General features: G+C 38.6%; 19 protein-coding genes. 3 read left to right on the top strand and 16 right to left on the bottom strand.

Annotated elements, in window-relative coordinates; genetic code table 11:
- The coding region (locus BN1068_RS23815) for a hypothetical protein (protein ID WP_217697295.1) at nucleotides 1-220 on the top strand (220 nt) is incomplete at its 5' end.
- A 520-nt stretch (nucleotides 221-740) separates the two neighbouring features.
- On the opposite strand, the gene lepA is transcribed toward BN1068_RS23815, so the two are convergent.
- The 4 genes from lepA to gpr all read right to left on the bottom strand — a co-directional run bounded on the left by lepA (nucleotide 741) and on the right by gpr (nucleotide 5,494).
- On the bottom strand, nucleotides 741-2,549 hold the full coding sequence (lepA, locus tag BN1068_RS02520) for a translation elongation factor 4 (protein WP_077601263.1): 1,809 nt from the start codon (nucleotides 2,547-2,549) through the stop codon (nucleotides 741-743).
- A gap of 179 nt (nucleotides 2,550-2,728) precedes the next feature.
- The gene (locus BN1068_RS02515) at nucleotides 2,729-3,028 is read right to left on the bottom strand and encodes a hypothetical protein (RefSeq protein ID WP_077601262.1); all 300 of its coding nucleotides are present in this window, start codon (nucleotides 3,026-3,028) and stop codon (nucleotides 2,729-2,731) included.
- 11 nt (nucleotides 3,029-3,039) lie between these two features.
- Nucleotides 3,040-4,203, bottom strand: coding sequence for a stage II sporulation protein P (gene spoIIP, locus BN1068_RS02510; protein ID WP_077601261.1), 1,164 nt, complete (start codon nucleotides 4,201-4,203; stop codon nucleotides 3,040-3,042).
- 190 nt (nucleotides 4,204-4,393) lie between these two features.
- Nucleotides 4,394-5,494: a GPR endopeptidase gene (gene gpr, locus BN1068_RS02505; protein WP_077601260.1), complete on the bottom strand. Its 1,101-nt coding sequence runs from the start codon at nucleotides 5,492-5,494 to the stop codon at nucleotides 4,394-4,396.
- A gap of 358 nt (nucleotides 5,495-5,852) precedes the next feature.
- On the opposite strand from gpr, the gene rpsT reads away from it, so the two are divergent.
- Nucleotides 5,853-6,110: a 30S ribosomal protein S20 gene (rpsT, locus tag BN1068_RS02500; RefSeq protein WP_077601259.1), complete on the top strand. Its 258-nt coding sequence runs from the start codon at nucleotides 5,853-5,855 to the stop codon at nucleotides 6,108-6,110.
- A 108-nt stretch (nucleotides 6,111-6,218) separates the two neighbouring features.
- Here rpsT and holA read toward each other — a convergent pair whose 3' ends face one another.
- The gene (gene holA / locus BN1068_RS02495; RefSeq protein WP_254846685.1) at nucleotides 6,219-7,223 is read right to left on the bottom strand and encodes a DNA polymerase III subunit delta; all 1,005 of its coding nucleotides are present in this window, start codon (nucleotides 7,221-7,223) and stop codon (nucleotides 6,219-6,221) included.
- A 370-nt stretch (nucleotides 7,224-7,593) separates the two neighbouring features.
- Between holA and BN1068_RS02490 the strand changes: the two genes are divergently transcribed.
- Nucleotides 7,594-7,728 carry a YqzM family protein gene (locus BN1068_RS02490; RefSeq protein WP_077601258.1) on the top strand — a complete coding sequence of 45 codons (135 nt, stop codon included), beginning with the start codon at nucleotides 7,594-7,596 and terminating at the stop codon, nucleotides 7,726-7,728.
- A 488-nt stretch (nucleotides 7,729-8,216) separates the two neighbouring features.
- Here the strand turns inward: BN1068_RS02490 and BN1068_RS02485 are convergent, their stop codons facing one another.
- The 11 genes from BN1068_RS02485 to BN1068_RS02435 all read right to left on the bottom strand — a co-directional run bounded on the left by BN1068_RS02485 (nucleotide 8,217) and on the right by BN1068_RS02435 (nucleotide 17,008).
- On the bottom strand, nucleotides 8,217-10,508 hold the full coding sequence (locus BN1068_RS02485) for a DNA internalization-related competence protein ComEC/Rec2 (RefSeq protein ID WP_077601257.1): 2,292 nt from the start codon (nucleotides 10,506-10,508) through the stop codon (nucleotides 8,217-8,219).
- Nucleotides 10,505-11,083 carry a ComE operon protein 2 gene (locus BN1068_RS02480; RefSeq protein WP_077601256.1) on the bottom strand — a complete coding sequence of 193 codons (579 nt, stop codon included), beginning with the start codon at nucleotides 11,081-11,083 and terminating at the stop codon, nucleotides 10,505-10,507. The genes BN1068_RS02485 and BN1068_RS02480 overlap by 4 nt, the downstream gene beginning before the upstream one ends.
- Nucleotides 11,084-11,125: 42 nt before the next feature.
- Complete coding sequence (locus tag BN1068_RS02475; RefSeq protein WP_254846684.1) at nucleotides 11,126-11,737, bottom strand: helix-hairpin-helix domain-containing protein; 612 nt, start codon at nucleotides 11,735-11,737, stop codon at nucleotides 11,126-11,128.
- A 103-nt stretch (nucleotides 11,738-11,840) separates the two neighbouring features.
- Nucleotides 11,841-12,587: a class I SAM-dependent DNA methyltransferase gene (locus BN1068_RS02470; RefSeq protein WP_077601509.1), complete on the bottom strand. Its 747-nt coding sequence runs from the start codon at nucleotides 12,585-12,587 to the stop codon at nucleotides 11,841-11,843.
- A gap of 5 nt (nucleotides 12,588-12,592) precedes the next feature.
- Nucleotides 12,593-12,949 (bottom strand): ribosome silencing factor, encoded by a 357-nt coding sequence (gene rsfS, locus BN1068_RS02465; protein ID WP_077601255.1) that lies wholly within the window; start codon nucleotides 12,947-12,949, stop codon nucleotides 12,593-12,595.
- The gene (gene yqeK / locus BN1068_RS02460) at nucleotides 12,942-13,526 is read right to left on the bottom strand and encodes a bis(5'-nucleosyl)-tetraphosphatase (symmetrical) YqeK (protein ID WP_077601254.1); all 585 of its coding nucleotides are present in this window, start codon (nucleotides 13,524-13,526) and stop codon (nucleotides 12,942-12,944) included. The genes rsfS and yqeK overlap by 8 nt, the downstream gene beginning before the upstream one ends.
- Entirely contained in the window at nucleotides 13,507-14,082 is a 576-nt protein-coding gene (locus BN1068_RS02455; protein ID WP_077601253.1) for a nicotinate-nucleotide adenylyltransferase, read from the bottom strand. Before BN1068_RS02455 ends, yqeK begins: the two co-directional genes overlap by 20 nt.
- A gap of 107 nt (nucleotides 14,083-14,189) precedes the next feature.
- Nucleotides 14,190-14,480, bottom strand: coding sequence for a ribosome assembly RNA-binding protein YhbY (yhbY, locus tag BN1068_RS02450; protein ID WP_077601252.1), 291 nt, complete (start codon nucleotides 14,478-14,480; stop codon nucleotides 14,190-14,192).
- Between the two features lies 1 nt (nucleotide 14,481).
- On the bottom strand, nucleotides 14,482-15,312 hold the full coding sequence (gene aroE / locus BN1068_RS02445) for a shikimate dehydrogenase (RefSeq protein WP_077601251.1): 831 nt from the start codon (nucleotides 15,310-15,312) through the stop codon (nucleotides 14,482-14,484).
- A 67-nt stretch (nucleotides 15,313-15,379) separates the two neighbouring features.
- A complete protein-coding gene (yqeH, locus tag BN1068_RS02440) occupies nucleotides 15,380-16,489 on the bottom strand; it encodes a ribosome biogenesis GTPase YqeH (protein WP_077601250.1) in 1,110 nt (369 codons plus the stop codon).
- 12 nt (nucleotides 16,490-16,501) lie between these two features.
- Complete coding sequence (locus BN1068_RS02435) at nucleotides 16,502-17,008, bottom strand: YqeG family HAD IIIA-type phosphatase (RefSeq protein ID WP_077601249.1); 507 nt, start codon at nucleotides 17,006-17,008, stop codon at nucleotides 16,502-16,504.
- Nucleotides 17,009-17,029: the final 21 nt, after the last annotated feature.

Genomic DNA, 17,029 nt, shown 5'->3' with positions numbered 1-17,029 from the left:
GTGTAAGGCCACCGCTACGGCGGACCGTTTTGCTTTCCTAGGGGCACGCTCTTCAGCTAACTTTTTCCAAGAAGATCACTTGGCAAAAGTGGATCTTCAGATGGTGCTAATCCCTCAGGAGTCAAAACGGTCCGCCTCCGCTGGCAGGATATTCTATACTGAAATAACTGAACAAATAAAAGGTAGATCCGACAGAATAAATTTTCGTGTTGTATGGTAAAACATGCTCAGAGATCCTTATTTTTGGTGCATGAAAGCTATTCTCGATATGAATTATTCATGCTGTCATGATTTGAACTGCTAAAAATCATTTGAAACACCAGCATGATAATAGAGACCATGAACATCCTAGAACAGCAAGGTTTATATGGTTATTCTTAGGTGCGAAAGTTGAGTAAATCAAAAAAAATAAAGCCAGTGAAGGATGTTAGTCGACATAAGGAGATCTTTCGCCACAGATCAGTCTGCTTAAATCTTCTGCTGATGGTAGTTTCGTTTTATGTAAAAACAAGCTATAATTTCCCTATATGGGGGAGGAAGCTGAATCAAATACAGTCCATCAATCAGCATAGGAGAACCTAAAATTCAAAAACCCGTCAAAAGCATGTATCTTTGCCACGACGGGTTTTACTTATGAAAATATTTGTAACAGTCTGCAATTCCTGCCGGCTCAAAAAGAGTAAGAGCAGACTGTTAAATTAAATGTTTGTTTCGATATAAACTTTGCGTTAAATCCGCACTTAATCCTCATCCATTTTCAGAACAGCCATAAACGCTTCCTGTGGAACTTCTACAGATCCTACCATTTTCATACGCTTTTTACCTTCTTTTTGTTTTTCAAGAAGCTTCCTTTTACGCGTAATATCTCCGCCATACAATTTTGCAGTTACATCTTTACGAACTGCCTTGATATTTGACCGGGCTACAATTTTATTGCCGATTGCTGCCTGAACCGGCACTTCAAATTGCTGTCTTGGTATTAATTTCTTCAATTTTTCAACAATCTGCTTCCCACGCTCATAAGCAAAATCACGGTGAACAACAAACGACAGCGCATCAATGGAGTCGCTGTTGAGCAGGATATCCATTTTCACAAGTCGGGAAGGCTGGTAGCCGATTAATTCATAGTCAAACGATGCATACCCTTTTGTCTGTGATTTTAACTGATCAAAGAAATCATACACAATTTCTGAAAGCGGAATATGATAAACCACATTCACGCGAATATCATCTAAATATTGCATATCTACAAAGTTCCCGCGTTTCTTCTGAGCAATTTCCATCACAGCCCCGACATAATCATTCGGAACCATAATAGTAGCTTCTACATATGGCTCACGTACTTCTTGAATTACCTGCGGGTCCGGCATTTCTGACGGGTTATCCACAGAAACGACATCGCCATTTGTCAGCTCCACTTCAAAAATAACACTTGGAGCTGTTGTAATTAAGCTGATACCAAATTCTCTTTCAATACGCTCTTGAATAATTTCCATGTGGAGCAATCCTAAGAAGCCGCAGCGGAAGCCGAAACCAAGTGCCTGAGAAGTCTCCGCTTCATATTGCAGAGAGGAATCGTTCAGCTCCAAACGCTCTAAAGCTTCTCTTAAATCATTATAGTCATTGGAATCTACCGGGTAGAGTCCGCAGAAGACCATTGGATTCAGACGGCGGTAACCTGGAAGTGCTTCATCCGCCGGTCTGTTTGCTAATGTAATGGTATCCCCGACACGTGAATCTCCGACATTTTTAATCGACGCAGTTAAATAGCCGACATCACCGACGGTTAATTCTTTTTGAGGAAGCTGCTTTGGTGTAAATACACCCACTTCATTTACCTCAAACTCTTTACCGGTAGCCATCATTCTGATTTTATCTCCGACTTTAACAGAGCCCTCTTTCACACAGACATAAGCAATAACTCCACGGTAGGAATCATAAAGCGAATCAAAAATCAACGCTTTTAATGGATCCTCTGCGTTTCCAGGGGGCTCCGGCACAACCTCAGCTACACGCTCAAGAATCTCTTCAATCCCTATATTTGCTTTGGCAGAAGCCAGGATTGCTTCATCACCGTCAATTCCTAAAACATCTTCTAACTCTTTTTTCACTTTTTCAGTATCTGCACTCGGCAAATCGATTTTATTAATTACCGGAATAATCTCCAGATCATTTTCCATTGCTAAATAAACATTTGCGAGCGTCTGCGCTTCAATACCCTGAGCAGCATCCACTACAAGAATAGCACCTTCACAAGCAGCTAAACTTCTGGATACCTCGTATGTAAAATCAACATGGCCCGGTGTATCAATCAAATGAAAAATAAATTCTTCTCCAGCTTTATTTGTATATTTTAATTGTACTGCGTTTAATTTAATGGTTATGCCGCGTTCACGCTCCAAATCCATTCCATCCAGCAGCTGTTCTTTCATTTCACGTTTCGTTACGGTTTCTGTATTTTCAAGAATCCGATCAGCTAATGTTGACTTTCCGTGGTCAATATGAGCAATGATCGAAAAATTTCTGACGTTTCTTTTTTTATTCGTCATTTCACGCACACTCCTAAGTTTTTCCTGTACAACCTAAATTTCTTTCCACAATAAAAAGGCGTCAATTACTAGCATTGATTATAGCAATTGACGCCCCGAGATTCAATGATTAACTAATAAATAACCTTCGTACCGTTGAATTTTCTGTTCAAAATAAATACCTGCATGGTTTCATTTTTTTAGAAAAAAAGCTCCCCTATCCCATACATGATGGAGACAATTACTTCAAACAGTCCTTTAACGATTCCTTCCATTGTTGCTGCCGCCCGGTTTGTTAAGGAATAATTGCCTTCCTCCAATACATCTGTTTCAGCGATAATTACCTGCTCTTGTTCATTTATCTCCTCTGCTACCTCTACTGCAGACTCGTCTGCATCTGGAATAGCTGTTTGTTCAGCAGTTTCATTCTTTTGCATCCCGAATACGAGTCCGCTCAGAAAAAAGATGACAAGCAATAGTAATATTATAATATTTCGCATCAAATCTCTCCTTATTGATCAGACTGTACTGCTTCAGCGTCCCAATAATACTCGCTGAACACTTCTGCTAATGCATCTGCAGAACGGTATAGCTCCTCCATGGTGTTATCTACTCCGCCAAACTCAATGAGTAATGCGTTGTCTGCCAGATCCTGATTATAAATTCCATTGCCGCCCGATCCATCCTTTTGGTAAACTCCCCGGCTCATTCCGGGATAGGCTTCTTCTATTAACGCATGTAACTCGGTCGCTACTTTCAAATTGTTTTCATAATCCGGATGCCCGGTTCCAATTACAAATAGCACTTTCGCATAATCTTCGCCCTCAATAGTTTGCGTTGTCTTGTCTCTCCGGAGCGCATCTCTATGCAGATCAAACATATATTGAATCTCCTGATTACCTGCCATAGCTTCCTCAACCACATCACGGGAAGCTTCGTAAGATTGGTTATACCCCATCCCCAGTTCGTTGAGCACCTCCCCGATATCTGTCTTATCCACCTGTGTGCCAATTCCCTTTCGCTCAAGTCCCTCCGCTAAACGGTCACTGACTTTTGTAATATTAATTTCTCCATGCATTGCAGCATTAGGGTTCGTTTCGTTGGGCAGATGCGGCAAGAAGGACTCTCTATTGTGTGTGTTATAAATAAAAACGACGTCCCGGTCTCCGGTAGTCTGTTCATTCTCTATTTCTTCTTCCTTGTCCTCTTCTGTTTCTTCCTCTTCTGTCAATACGGCTTCTCTATCCCGTAACACTTCTTCTAAAGGCGGATTCGATTCGATTGGGAAGTGTGTAAAATCATTATCACTTGCCATTAATAATTGATTATCAAATATTGCGAACCCCGGTATTTCATTTCCGAAAAGGCTTCTGGGATCTGTAGGCTTCACATTAGACGTCAATTCAAAGAATAAACTGGACAGTTTCGGTATTTCTGCCTCTCCTTCTGGAAAGCTCTGCTCGTAGGCCCTGTTTTCCATCGTGATTAAATGATAAAAAATGGTACTATCCATTTCTTTTGTCCAATTCGAGAGCATATCTGATGAAAACCGGTACGCAGGCTGGACAGCTGTCAAAACGCTGATTAATAAAAAGATACTGATAAAAAATATAATGTAAATCCCGCTTCGTCGAGAAAAGGTTTGTACCATTTTACTCCAATTATTTTTTTTCATAAAAATACACGATGCCACCTTTCTCTAACAACTCTATAGTTTAATCTATGAGTAAAATAGAGAAAGTAGAACCGTGTAAAAAGAAAAAAATAGACTTAATAGTATGTGTCCTGAAAAGAAAAAAGAGAGCGGACACGAATGGAGTGTGTTCAAAAAGCCCGGTGACTTTTTGAACACCTTCTAATAGAGCTTATCTGGAATAGCTTGAAAAATTATCTATTGTTACCGTCTCATGCAAAGCTGCGTTCAATCCATTTGCTATTACTTCAGCCATATCAATCATAAACCCATCCACTTCTTTGGGAGTAACCATTAAATTGTGGCCAAGTGGCGTCAATACTTCCATAATCAGCTGCCTTTTCTCCTCGTCGGACAGCCCGCCAACTATACCGAACAGTTTTTCACGCTGTTCTTTATCAGGCATATCCGCATCTGTTAACTTCTTCTGTCCGAAACTCATACCGGCGGGTGTTAAGGATTTTGACGGGTCATCTTTTTCCTTCCATTCTCTCCCGAAGTGCTTTAATAAGTAATCTATCGTATCACTTGTTATTGTTACTGCATCTACCACTGTCGGCACACCGATAGCGATGACAGGCATTCCAAGGGTCTGTTTACTTATTTCTTTTCGTTTGTTGCCTACACCTGAGCCGGGGTGAATACCTGTATCAGATAATTGAATTGTTTCATTTACTCTGCTGATCGATCTGGCAGCGAGAGCATCAATAGCAATAACAAGGTCAGGCTGATATTTTTCTACAATTCCAAAAATAATATCACTGGTTTCAATCCCTGTCACGCCCATTACCCCAGGTGTAATAGCAGCTACTTCTCTATAGCCTTCCGCCACGGTTTCCGGCTGCAGACGAAATAAATGACTGGTTACCAGAACCTTTTCCACCGCCATCGGCCCCAGAGCATCAGGAGTTACATTCCAGTTCCCTAAACCAACCACTAAGCATGAAGCATTGTCAGACAGATCCTGCTTTTTTATTAAATGCTCCAGCTCTTTTGCTAATATTTTCGCCGCCTGATGCTGTTTCTCTGTATCCTGTTTTTTTACACCGTCAGCATGAATGGTGACATAATTCCCGGGCTTCTTACCAATTTGCTCGGCACCAGCTTCGTCAATAGTGACATAAGAAATTTTTACATCCTTTATCGTGGTTTCTTTAAAGGTAACTCCTGCAATTTCTTTGTCTTCTTTACTTTCTTTCTTTTCTGTATACATGTCCCTTGCTTCAACAGCTAAATCCGTTCTCACCTGAAAATTTTCCTCAATATTTTTCATAACCTCATCCACCTTTTTCAATGCGTACTATTGGCATAAATAAAACATTACAGGACTGAAATTGCGTATACTCGTCCCATCATCACTAGATTTGGACCGTGATAAATTCATCTATCCTCTTATCAGACGGTGAAAATCATAAATATTTATGCTATGATAAACTCCTGTATTTTTACATTCTTAGCATGTACGCCTTTAATTATTTCATACCAATTTATTGATTAAGTAACAATTCTATTGAAAAGATGGGGTAGCTTTGGTAAAATACATCTTGTCGTACGGATAAAAATTGACAACTGATTAAAGCATACTTAAACATGTTTTTTTAAATCGTACACTTTTTAGGAGGTGAATAAACATGGCAAATATTAAATCTGCAATTAAACGCGTAGAAGTTAACCAAAAGAAACGTGCTAATAACGGCTCTCAGCTTTCTGCAATGCGTACAGAGATTAAACGTGTAGAACAGCTTGTAGAAGCGAACGATACTGAAAATGCAAAAGCAGCATACCAATCTGCTAGCAAGCATATCGATAAAGCAGCTCAAAAAGGGATTATCCACAAAAACGCTGCTAATCGTCAAAAAGCTCGTTTAGCTAAAAAAGTGAACGCATAATGATAAATAAAAGGTGAAGTAATCCCGGATATATCCGCAGATACTTCACCTTTTATTTTTTTACTATTTTATAAAACGAATACTATAATTGCCAGATGCAGACAGCTGCTATACCAAATCCATTAACAGCAGCTCAAATGCCAGACCTTTTTCCATCAGCCCCTGCTTCATTTTGGCATCAGCATCTGCCAGCTGACAAATAATATAAGATAGACGCTCCTCCGATAATCTCGCCTCTCTTGCCATTGCTACCTTAATAACATATGGATGTGCACCAATATTTTTCTGGATTTGAAATTGAGAATAGCCTTTCTTCTTTAATTGCTTCACTCTTAAAATCATCCGAAATTGATAGGCGAGCAAACCAATCATTGCAATGGGATCTTCATTCATTTTCTCTAAATCCTGATAAATTTGAATTGCTTCCTGAATACTCCCTTTCATAACAGCATCAACAAGTGCAATAGATGTTGTAGTTGGAGTATGCGACACTAACTGCTGTGCAATTTCTTTAGTAACCGTTCCATTCTCTCCGACAAAAAGAGCCAGCTTCTCAATTTCGCTCTGCAGGAGCTGAATGTTATTAGAAACCTCTGCCTCCAGTATTTCCATTGCCTCCTGATCGATATGTATTCCATATGATTTCACCAGGCTTTGAATCCACGTTCTCGCATCTTTTTCTTTAACAGATTGGCAGTCAACAGAATAGGCCAGCTTTTTTAATTGTTTGGTTACTTTTTTACGCTCATCCAATTTTTCATATGGTGCTATAATAAGCAAAACAGAGTACTCAGGCGGGTTTTCCAAATATTCCTGCAGATATGTTAAATTATGGTCAAAAGGCGCTTTATCGGGCTTTGTTTTAACAAAAGAAGCATTGCTGGCAAATATTAATTTGCGCTCACCGAAAAACGGGAAGGTTTCAGCATCTGCTAAAACCTCTTGTATGGGTGTCTCCTCTAAATCATACAGGGATAAATTTGTTTTATCTCCATCTAATACTGTTTTTATCAGCCGATTTTTTAATTGCTCCTGAAAAAACGATTCCGTTCCAAAAGCAAAGTAAACCGGCTGAATCTGATTACTTTTTATTTTCGTGATTTGATCCATCATGAATATTACGCTTCCCATCTAAACAAAATTTCATTTCATAATTTGTGATATCTCTGCAATCCATACATTCATCTCTTTTTATCCTATAAGGAAGCACGCGTAAACGCAACAAAAAAATAAAGGAAGAAACGCAAGTATTTTGCATTCTCCCTTATGAAGCATCTATATTAAACGTCTTAAAATCTGCTCTAGAAACAAATTTTAAGAACGATATTTGCTTATATATAATTTGTGCTTACAGGCAAAAAGTATAGATGTCAACTGTTGCTAAAAATGGCTGATACCGCATTAGTCTGGAATCCTTTAAATAATGTGGATTTTTTTATGTGTATGATTTATACTATAATTGTGAGTATAGGAGGGGTATGTCTTGAACGAATTTGAAAAAGATCCGCAGTATAAAGGAAGCGATGTAGTAGACTCCATTAAAGGATTTACCTTTTCATTTCTCTTTTTCTTTATTATTTTTGCGGTAGGTGTTACCATCAGCGTGATTGGCCGATAAATAAAAGAGATAAAAGGTCAAAAAGGAAGGGATTACATCTCTTCTTTTTTTGTTGTATTAATATTCATTTTTTTGATCCTAATTTATTCAACTTTCGCACCTGAGAATAAGCATCTATACCTTCCTATTCCAGGATGAACATATTCTTCATTATTCCGCTTGCATTTTGTTAAATCATCTTTTTATTGAAATGGAGATTGTGTATAGCGCCGCTCCGACCAACCACTCCGCTTTCCATGGGGACGGCTTCAGCTAACTTTTGCGAAGTGCTCTTCTTGGCAAAAGTTAGCTGAAGAGCATGCCCCTAGGAAAGCAAAACGGTCCGCCGCAGCGGTGGCCTTACACGTTACCTGCTTTCTAAATAGAGCTTTTGCTTTGTCAAGAGTTAGATGGAAGGAACGATCAACACCTGTCACTATGATAAGCAAGTTATTTTTTAAGCTGCCAAAGTTGACTAATTTATATTATGTCTATTTTCTTATTTTATTTTATGGTAAGAAGGTTGAAAAGGTTCCTCCTTCATCTGTATAGAAAAATTGTATTGCCCCTTGTTCATCTGTCCGGTAAACATGTACTTGATTATCCTCCAAAACCTCCAGCACCTCTTCATTCGGATGATTAAACTGATTATTCCTCCCTGCTGAAATAAGAGCTATATGCGGCTGAACAGCTTCTATAAATGCTTCTCCTGTAGAGGTTTTACTGCCATGGTGTGCAACCTTTAATATATCAATGCGCAGTCCCGGATAATTACGTGTTATTTTTTCTTCTACCTCCTTACTAATATCACCTGTAAATAACCATTTCAAACCAAGGTTTGCATAAAGTACAATTGAATTATCATTTGAATTTCCAGTATCTGTATTAGGCGCTAAAACCTGAAAAGACATAGCATCATTAAAGTTCAGAATATCTCCCGCTTCAGCCTGTGTTATATATAAAGCAGGCTGCACCTCTTGAAATTCTTTTAACAGCTCCACATCAAAATAGGGGCTTACTATTAATTCTTTGACTTTAACCTCTTCTAAAATATAGCGGATACTTCCAAAGTGATCTACGTCATCGTGTGTAACAATAATTGCATCCAGCTCCTTAATTCCGCGTTGATGGAAATAGGCCCGAATAATATTTTTGTACACTCCCCTCGTCGGTGCCATATCTTCAAAATGAAAAGCAGCTCCTGCATCAATCATAATCACAGCTTCTCTCCTGGCCGCCTCCACCAGTATGGCATCTCCCTGCCCCATATCAAACATCGTTACGATACCTTCTTCCTGAAAATAAGGCTTGCCTGCAGTTATTAAAATTGGCAGTATAAAAATAATTCCGGCTATCCATGCCCGTTTTTGCTGTTTATGTTCTAAATATTTCATAAACAGCAAAAAGCAAGTAAAATAAACGGCAACGCTCCATATAGATAATTGATCCAGATAAATCGGGGAAAATAATGTATCATCTATTGTTTCCATAATTAGCAGAACTTTATCATGGATGAATGCAAAGCTCCGATCTGCAATATACAAAAATTTACCGGGTAAGAAATGAATAAGCACAAATGTGTACATTAGTGGAATAACGAAGAAGGTAAAATAAGGGATTACAGCTAAATTCATTAAAATAGACAGTGGATGGAAGATATTGAAATAATAAATCTGCAGCGGAAGAATTGCCATCTGCGCAACAAAACTCACTTGGAAGATATTCCATATTGGAGATTTTGTTTTGTGGACCCAGCCTTGAGACAAGAGAATTGCAAAGGTTACCGAAAACGAAAACTGAAAGCCCACATTATAAATAATATAAGGATCCCAGAGAATAAAAATCATAAAAAGGATAGAGAATAAATCAGAATACGGAAGCTTCCACCGGTATTTCTGAAGTATAAGCACTACTACCATCATAGAAGCCGCGCGGAGTACAGGCGGATTAGCTCCAGCCAATATAGAGTAAACAGGAAGGAAAATAAGTAAGAATAGATATGTCTTCTCTTTTGTAATTATGTTTCCTTTGACAAAAATCAAATATATAAAAGAAATTACTAATGTCACATGTGTACCTGAAATAGCGATAATATGCGATAGTCCAAAACGCTGAAACAGCTCCGTTATGGCTTCCTCTATTCCGGAAGCATCTCCAAAAACAATTGCATTCATCCACGGAGCAGTATAATCACTCCATGTGTATTCCATTTTATTCAGCAAATTTGTTCTCAGTTTATATAGTAAAGGAAGGATACCGCTTTCTGGAGTACAAACAATATGATTAAAATCCTTTAAAATTGCCTGGTGGCTAATTTGCTTTTGAAGGAGAAATTGACGAAAATCAAATTGAGCAGGGTTAGTGCTTGAAGGGGGAATTTCAATACTTTGGTAAATGGTACATTGGGATCCGTGAAACAATGAATGCTTCAAAGGAATATCTCGAAAATCTTCATTTTTATCAGGAAAATAAGTAACCAGAAGGTTAGAGGAACTATGGGGCGAATGAAGAGTGAATTGTATTTGTTTAGAGCTGAGCTTTACCTCTCCTTCAATTTTCCCGGTAATCTCTGCCTCGACAGAGCTTTCTTCAAAAGCTGCTTGCGGGATCACAGGAATAATATAATTAAAGACGATAAAGCTGCATATGGTAATCAGCCATACATTGGTATCAAGTTTTTTCAGAAGCTTCAGCCATAAGAGCCACGTTATAAAAAGAAGGAGAAGCCATTTTATATCCAGCAATTGATATAAAATGGCGACTACTCCTGCGATAGCAGGAAAATGCCAATAACCTCTCAATGCGTTTTGCCTTCATTAAAAAAAAGTCTGTCCGCCTCAGCTTGGATATCTGCTCTTTCCGATGAGCTCAAGCCTGATGAATCTAACTTTTCCATAAGGTTATGAACAAAAGCATTCTTTTCCATAAAATTAGTGTCAACCATGGCATCAACTAATGGCACTTTTTGTGTTTTCACACCAGCTTCTTCAAATAACTGGATTGCATAAGGATGATTCTTATAATCTTCTGCATAAAATAAATTTTTAATTCCACTTTGAATAAGTTGTTTTGTACACTGCAGACAAGGAAAATGTGTTACATAGACATCTGCACCATCCGTAGGCACACCGAATTTCGCACATTGAAGAAGCGCATTAGCTTCTGCATGTACAGTACGTACACAATGTCCGTCAATGACATAGCACCCCTCATCAATACAATGAACATCACCGGAAACACTCCCGTTATAACCGCCGGCAATAATGCGTTTATCACGGACAATTGTAGCCCCGACCATTAAACGGGTACAAGTACTTCTTAGAGCTAACAGTTGACTTTGAGCCATAAAATACTGATTCCAAGCAATTCTCTCCATAATTATTACCTCTTTCTCTATTTTGTATTACATTGGTTCGATCTAGGGTACCTGGATATGCTCTATAAGCGTCTCCAGTGTTTTTTCTCCAATACCGGAAATATCTAATAAATCCTCGGCTTTTTGAAACTGACCATGATTATCCCGGTGAGCAATAATTGCTTCTGCTTTGGCAGGTCCGATTCCTGGCAGCTGTGTCAGTTCTTCGCTTGTTGCAGAATTAATTTTCACTTTATTATTGGTCTGCTCCCCCCCAGGGCTATCAGCGGTATCCCCTTCCTGTCCGACAGCCGGAATCAGGACAACCATTTCATCCTGTACAATTTGTGCTAAATTCACTTGAAATACATCCGCATCTTCTGTAAAACCCTCAGCACGTTCAATAATATCCTGGACACGGTCGCCTTCTTCAATCTCATACACCCCCGGCCGAACCACTTCTCCTTTTATATCAACTACTGCAGCTCTTTCCTTCTCTTCTATGGCTTCTACTGTAAGAGGGGATTCAGCGGGTTCGGCGGGTTCGGCGGGTTCAGAAGAAATTAATGAGGCGGATAGCGGACTGGAGGCTTCTTTCTTGTTCATAAACGCAAAAAATACCAAAACAACAGCAATAACGATTAAAAATGGAATTTTTTTCTTTAACCAATTCAAGGTATTACCTCCTTCTTTGTTAAAATACTGCTAAATAAATACTTCTACAAAGAAAGGTAATCTCCTTTTCCATAGCAATAATGTTAAAATTCGCTTTTATCGTTTATTTTTCGGCTAAAAAGAAAATTCTCTCTGATTTTTCATTCCAATTATTTGGTTCCAATGAAAAATCAGCGTAAATTTTAATTTTTTCAAAACCAATTTTTTTTAAAATATTTTTATATACTTCTACTGGAAATGTCCGCTGATGATGTTTTTCCTGAAAACGAATGAAGCGGTCTCCTTCCTCCTGATGGAAAAAGGTCAGCTGGTGATACATTTCTCCAACTTCCTCACCAGGGATACATTCCCAGATATAAGCTGCTTCAGCAGTTACATCTGAAAATGTTTGGCCGATATAGACGTCTTCTACTGTATAGAGAGAATGAACATCAAAGAAAAATAGTCCATCTTTCTCTAATAACTGATATATATTTTTAAATGCCTTCTCTACATTTTGAAGATCTGTCACATAATTTATGACATCACAACAGCTGATTGCCATATCATATTGCCGTTTGCATCCATCCAATTCTGTAATATCTGCTTCTAACCAGTTGATGCTGCTGACAGACTCTAAATCCTTCTGTGCTTTTTCCAGCATTTCCGGGGACTGATCCACCCCGGTCAACGCATATCCTCCTGCAGCAAGCTTCCGGGTAATGACTCCAGTTCCACATCCTAAATCGATAATTGATTGAATCGGTCTGGCTGCCTGAGCTATCATTTGTCTGATCATGACCACCCAATCATCATATGGAACGTTATCCATCAGCCCATCATAAACCTCAGCCATTTTATGATATGCCATTTCCATTAACCTTCTTGCGTAATATTCAGCGCAACACGGTCAGCATCGCCCCATAATTTTTCTAAATTATAATAATGTCTTTCATCTTTATGGAAGACATGACAGACAATGTCCCCAATGTCTACTAAAATCCAGCGGGCTTCTTCAAAGCCTTCCATTCTTTTAATATCTTTTCCATTTTCTTCAGCTGTTTCCTTAATTGCACGTGCAATTGCTTGTACCTGCCGTTCGTTGCTCCCGTGACAAATCACGAAATAATCAGCAACTAAAGAAACCTGATTCATATCTAAGGCAACAATATTTTCTGCTCTTTTATCATCGCAGGCTTCTGCGACTACTTGAATTAATTCTTCACTATTCATTAATTATTCCTCCAAAAACTTGTTGATTTAAATCATTATAAGCATGAAAACTGTCAGGGTATACAGTACGATTCCTTTCCAATAAAAAGTGAACCGTATTCCTGGCAGCCTGGTAGCACGCTTTTGTTAAATCTGTTTTAGCTGCAGCTCTTACATCATCTAATCCCGGGAAGCTTCTTCCTGGCTCTATATAGTCAGCAAGAAAAATAATTTTATCCAGCTTTGTCATATTTGCTCTTCCCGTGGTATGAAAGAAAATCGCATCTTTTATCTCTTGATCCGTAACAGCATATTTTTCTTCTATTTGAACAGATGCAACTGGTCCGTGCCATAACTCATGATGAAAAGAAAGCAGCAAATCCGGCAGCTTGCTATTTGTTTCAATAATTTTTTTCATTTCCTCTAAAGAATCATACTTGCAATAATCATGAAATAAGGCAGCGATTTTTGCTTTTTCTACTGATTCATGAAAGGTCTCTGCCAGAACAATTGCTGTATCTGTTACTCTTAATGTATGCTCATACCTTGCTTCAGTCAGCCTTTCTTTCAGATCTGCTTTAAGGTTCTCTATATCCATAAATCTGATTCTCCTTAATATAATTCATTACATCATCAGAAAGCAAGTAACGGATGAGCTCGCCGTCTTCCAGCCGATTTCTTATGAAAGTAGAGGAAATGTCCAGTGGATGTATCTCCAGGCATTCAACTGGATAAACCGTTTTTAATGTATAACCGGGTCTTGATACTCCTATGAAACGAACCATATGCACTAATTCATCCACCCGGTACCATTTTGGCAAATATTCTACCATGTCTCCGCCAATAATAAAGTAAAAGTCATCATCAGGATAACTTGAAGTTAATTCCTTTACTGTATCATATGTGTACGATTTCCCTTCTCTTTCAAGCTCTAAAGCATTCACATGAAAATGAGGGTTATCGCGTACTGCCAACCGGAGCATTTCTAAACGGTATGATGCTTCGAGTACCGAGGTGTCTTTATGAGGCGGTGTCCGTGTCGGAATGAACCAGATCTCATCTAATTGCTTTCTTATTCTTACTTCTTCGGCAATCCATAAATGTCCTATATGCGGCGGGTTAAATGTACCGCCTAAAATCCCAATCTTCTTCAAAGACTCACCTTCTGCAATTGTTAATACGTGTTCAAAAAGGTGCCAATGAAAGTCCTTACGATGACACTTCCCCTGGCACCGTCGGCCGTTTTTTTTGAACATCCTCTTTATGGAAGTTTAATTTCTTTGTGATCCGTTGATTCCTTATATAAAATAATCGTGCTGCCGATAACCTGTACCACTTCTGATTCCGTCCCGCCGGAGATTTGCTCGGCAACCACATTTTTATCCTCTGAACAGTTCTGAAGGATACTGACCTTTATCAATTCCCTTTTTTCCAAAGCTTCACCAATTTGAGTTATCATATTTTCATTTACACCGTCCTTACCAACCTGAAAAATTGGCTTAATATGGTGTGATTCACTACGCAAAAATTGCTTTTGCTTATTTGTTAACATCTTATTTCTCTCCTTTTATTTTTGCTATCATTTCTTCGTCCATCCCGTGCACATCTACTTTTTTATTTGTCCAAATTTCAAACGCCTTCTGTGCTTGATAAAGCAGCATTGTATGACCATAATGAATGCGCCCGCCTTTGTCCTTTGCTTGTTTTAAAAACTGTGTGTCAAGCGGCTGATAAACAATATCGCTGACAATGGTGCCCTTTTGTATATTGGACAAATCTATGATTTGTTTTGCTTCATTCATCCCCACGGAACTGGTTTGAATAACCACATCATAAGCTCCAATATTTTTTTCAGCTTCTTCCAATGTGATCACAGAAGCGCTGGTTCCTTTTATAATATCTTCACATTTTGATCTGGTCCGGTTTGCAAGCGTCAGATTGTTATACCCTGCCTGTACCAAACCATGGAATATGCCTCGTGCAGCACCGCCTGCACCGAGTATTATTATAGGAACATCTATATTTTTATCTATATCCGGAAACTTATCGCGCAGCGCCTGCACATAACCGATACCATCCGTATTATATCCGACCCAGCTGTTTCCTTCTAAAGAAACCGTATTTACTGCCCCGACGCGTTCCGCCGTAACATCCATTTTATCAAGATAAGGAATAATTGTTTCCTTGTAAGGAACCGTAATATTAAACCCATTAACTTTTGCTTCTTTTAATTTCTTGATTTCCTCACCAAATACTTCCTCACTTGGTATTTCATGCAATGTATAAGAACCTTCTATACCACTTCGTTCTAAAAAAGAACTCTGAATCCAGGGTGATAAAGAATGCTTGATAGGATAACCAATTAATTTTAATTTCAAACTCAACGAAACGTCTCCTCCCCCACCAACCGTATTAAATCTTACCTTTATTTTATCTGCGGGTCTTGCCTGTCTACTGACCAGATAAAAAGGATTTTCTTGTTGTTACAGAGACTCCTTTAGGGCTATGTGCTACTACAGTAGCTCCCTCGCCTTGAATGCTGATCCAGCCCAGTCCCGGAAAAACTATATCCGTTTTTCCTTTTTCCACTTTAAAGCTATGTGCTGTCAGTGGAGGAAATTTATCCAGTTGCTCCCTGTAAGGGGGTGACAATAGTTCTCCGGCATGCTTTTCATACAATTCATCCGCATTCTCCAACTTTGTCCGGTGAATTGTTAAATCATTAGAGAAATAGCAAACAAATGATTGCTTGTCTCCTTTGATAAAATCCAATCTGACCAAGCCGCCGACATAAAGCGTCTGCTGCTCATTCAGCTGATAAACTCTTGCTTTTATTTCTTTTTTCGGAGTAATCATCTTTAATTCCTTTTCAGAAACATAATGAGCCATCTGCTGTTTGTTGACAATCCCTGGTGTATCTACCAAAAACGTCTCTGCATCCAGTGGTATTTCAATAAAACCAAGTGTTGTTCCAGGAAAATAAGAAGTCGTTATAGCGTTCTCTTCTCCGGTTGTCTCTTTAATTAAACGGTTGATAAAAGTTGATTTACCAACATTGGTAACACCGACAATGAACACATCCTTATCTTCCCGATGTATTTCTATTTTCTTCTTGAGCTCATCTATTCCTCTTCCTTTTACAGAAGAAATTAAAACAACATCCTGAATTTTAATTCCAAGCTGGCTCGCTTCATGACGCAGCCATTGCTTTAATTTATTTTCATTTGTCGATTTCGGCAATAAGTCTAGTTTATTACCGGCTAAAATAATCGGATTATCACCTGTAATCCTGGGTAAATTACTTAATAATGTGCCATCCACATCAAAAATATCAATAATGTGAACAATTAATCCATTTCTGTCCCGAATCGAACTGACCATTTTCAAAAAGTCTGCATCCGTGATCGATACATCCTGAATCTCATTATAATGCTTCAATCGAAAGCATCTTTTACATAAAATAATATCTTTCTCTAATGCACTGACAGGCGCATAACCCGGCTCATCCGGATGCTCTGTCTGAATAACGCTCCCGCATCCCTGACAAATATGTTGCTCCAAACTTATTCCTCCTTAATTACTATCACTCTTGTTCTGCATTCGTTTTAAAATTTTCCTCTCAATCAAACGGTTAATCTTCGTTATTTTACCATCCGTTTGCACTACAGGAACAACCAGTACTGTATAAAATCCGGCTATATTGCCGCCAAGGACATCTGTCAGCAATTGGTCTCCGACAACTAAAATTTCTTCTTTTTTCAGCTCCATCTGTCTGGCAACTGTTTTAAATGCCCTGCTCAAAGGTTTTCTGGCACTAAATACAAACGGTGTTCCAAGCGGTTCTGAAAAAACTGTTACACGCTCCTGATTATTATTCGATATAATCGTTACTTTTATATCATTTTCTTCCATTGTTTTAAACCATGAAACGACATCAGGGGTCGCGTCCTTTACATCCCATGCAACGAGGGTGTTATCCAGGTCCGTTATAATCCCTTTAATTCCCTTCTTTTTTAACGTTTCCGGTTTCAGGTCAAAAATTTGATCAATTTGTTCATCCGGTAAAAATTTTGAAAACATATTCACACCTCAAGATTTCCA

The sequence above is a fragment of the Oceanobacillus sojae genome, from assembly GCF_900162665.1.
GTDB classification, from domain to species: domain Bacteria; phylum Bacillota; class Bacilli; order Bacillales; family Amphibacillaceae; genus Oceanobacillus; species Oceanobacillus sojae_A.
This window is presented reverse-complemented; position numbering and strand designations above follow the sequence as displayed.

Excerpts from the sequence above, each read along its gene's own strand:
- rpsT (WP_077601259.1), top strand. The coding sequence starts at position 5,853 with ATGGCAAATATTAAATCTGCAATTAAACGCGTAGAAGTTAACCAAAAG.
- BN1068_RS02435 (WP_077601249.1), bottom strand. The coding sequence starts at position 17,008 with ATGTTTTCAAAATTTTTACCGGATGAACAAATTGATCAAATTTTTGAC.
- lepA (WP_077601263.1), bottom strand. The coding sequence starts at position 2,549 with ATGACGAATAAAAAAAGAAACGTCAGAAATTTTTCGATCATTGCTCAT.
- yhbY (WP_077601252.1), bottom strand. The coding sequence starts at position 14,480 with ATGTTAACAAATAAGCAAAAGCAATTTTTGCGTAGTGAATCACACCAT.
- spoIIP (WP_077601261.1), bottom strand. The coding sequence starts at position 4,203 with ATGAAAAAAAATAATTGGAGTAAAATGGTACAAACCTTTTCTCGACGA.
- BN1068_RS02470 (WP_077601509.1), bottom strand. The coding sequence starts at position 12,587 with ATGGCATATCATAAAATGGCTGAGGTTTATGATGGGCTGATGGATAAC.
- holA (WP_254846685.1), bottom strand. The coding sequence starts at position 7,223 with ATGATGGATCAAATCACGAAAATAAAAAGTAATCAGATTCAGCCGGTT.
- BN1068_RS02515 (WP_077601262.1), bottom strand. The coding sequence starts at position 3,028 with ATGCGAAATATTATAATATTACTATTGCTTGTCATCTTTTTTCTGAGC.
- BN1068_RS02480 (WP_077601256.1), bottom strand. The coding sequence starts at position 11,083 with ATGGAGAGAATTGCTTGGAATCAGTATTTTATGGCTCAAAGTCAACTG.
- gpr (WP_077601260.1), bottom strand. The coding sequence starts at position 5,494 with ATGAAAAATATTGAGGAAAATTTTCAGGTGAGAACGGATTTAGCTGTT.
- yqeK (WP_077601254.1), bottom strand. The coding sequence starts at position 13,526 with ATGGATATAGAGAACCTTAAAGCAGATCTGAAAGAAAGGCTGACTGAA.
- rsfS (WP_077601255.1), bottom strand. The coding sequence starts at position 12,949 with ATGAATAGTGAAGAATTAATTCAAGTAGTCGCAGAAGCCTGCGATGAT.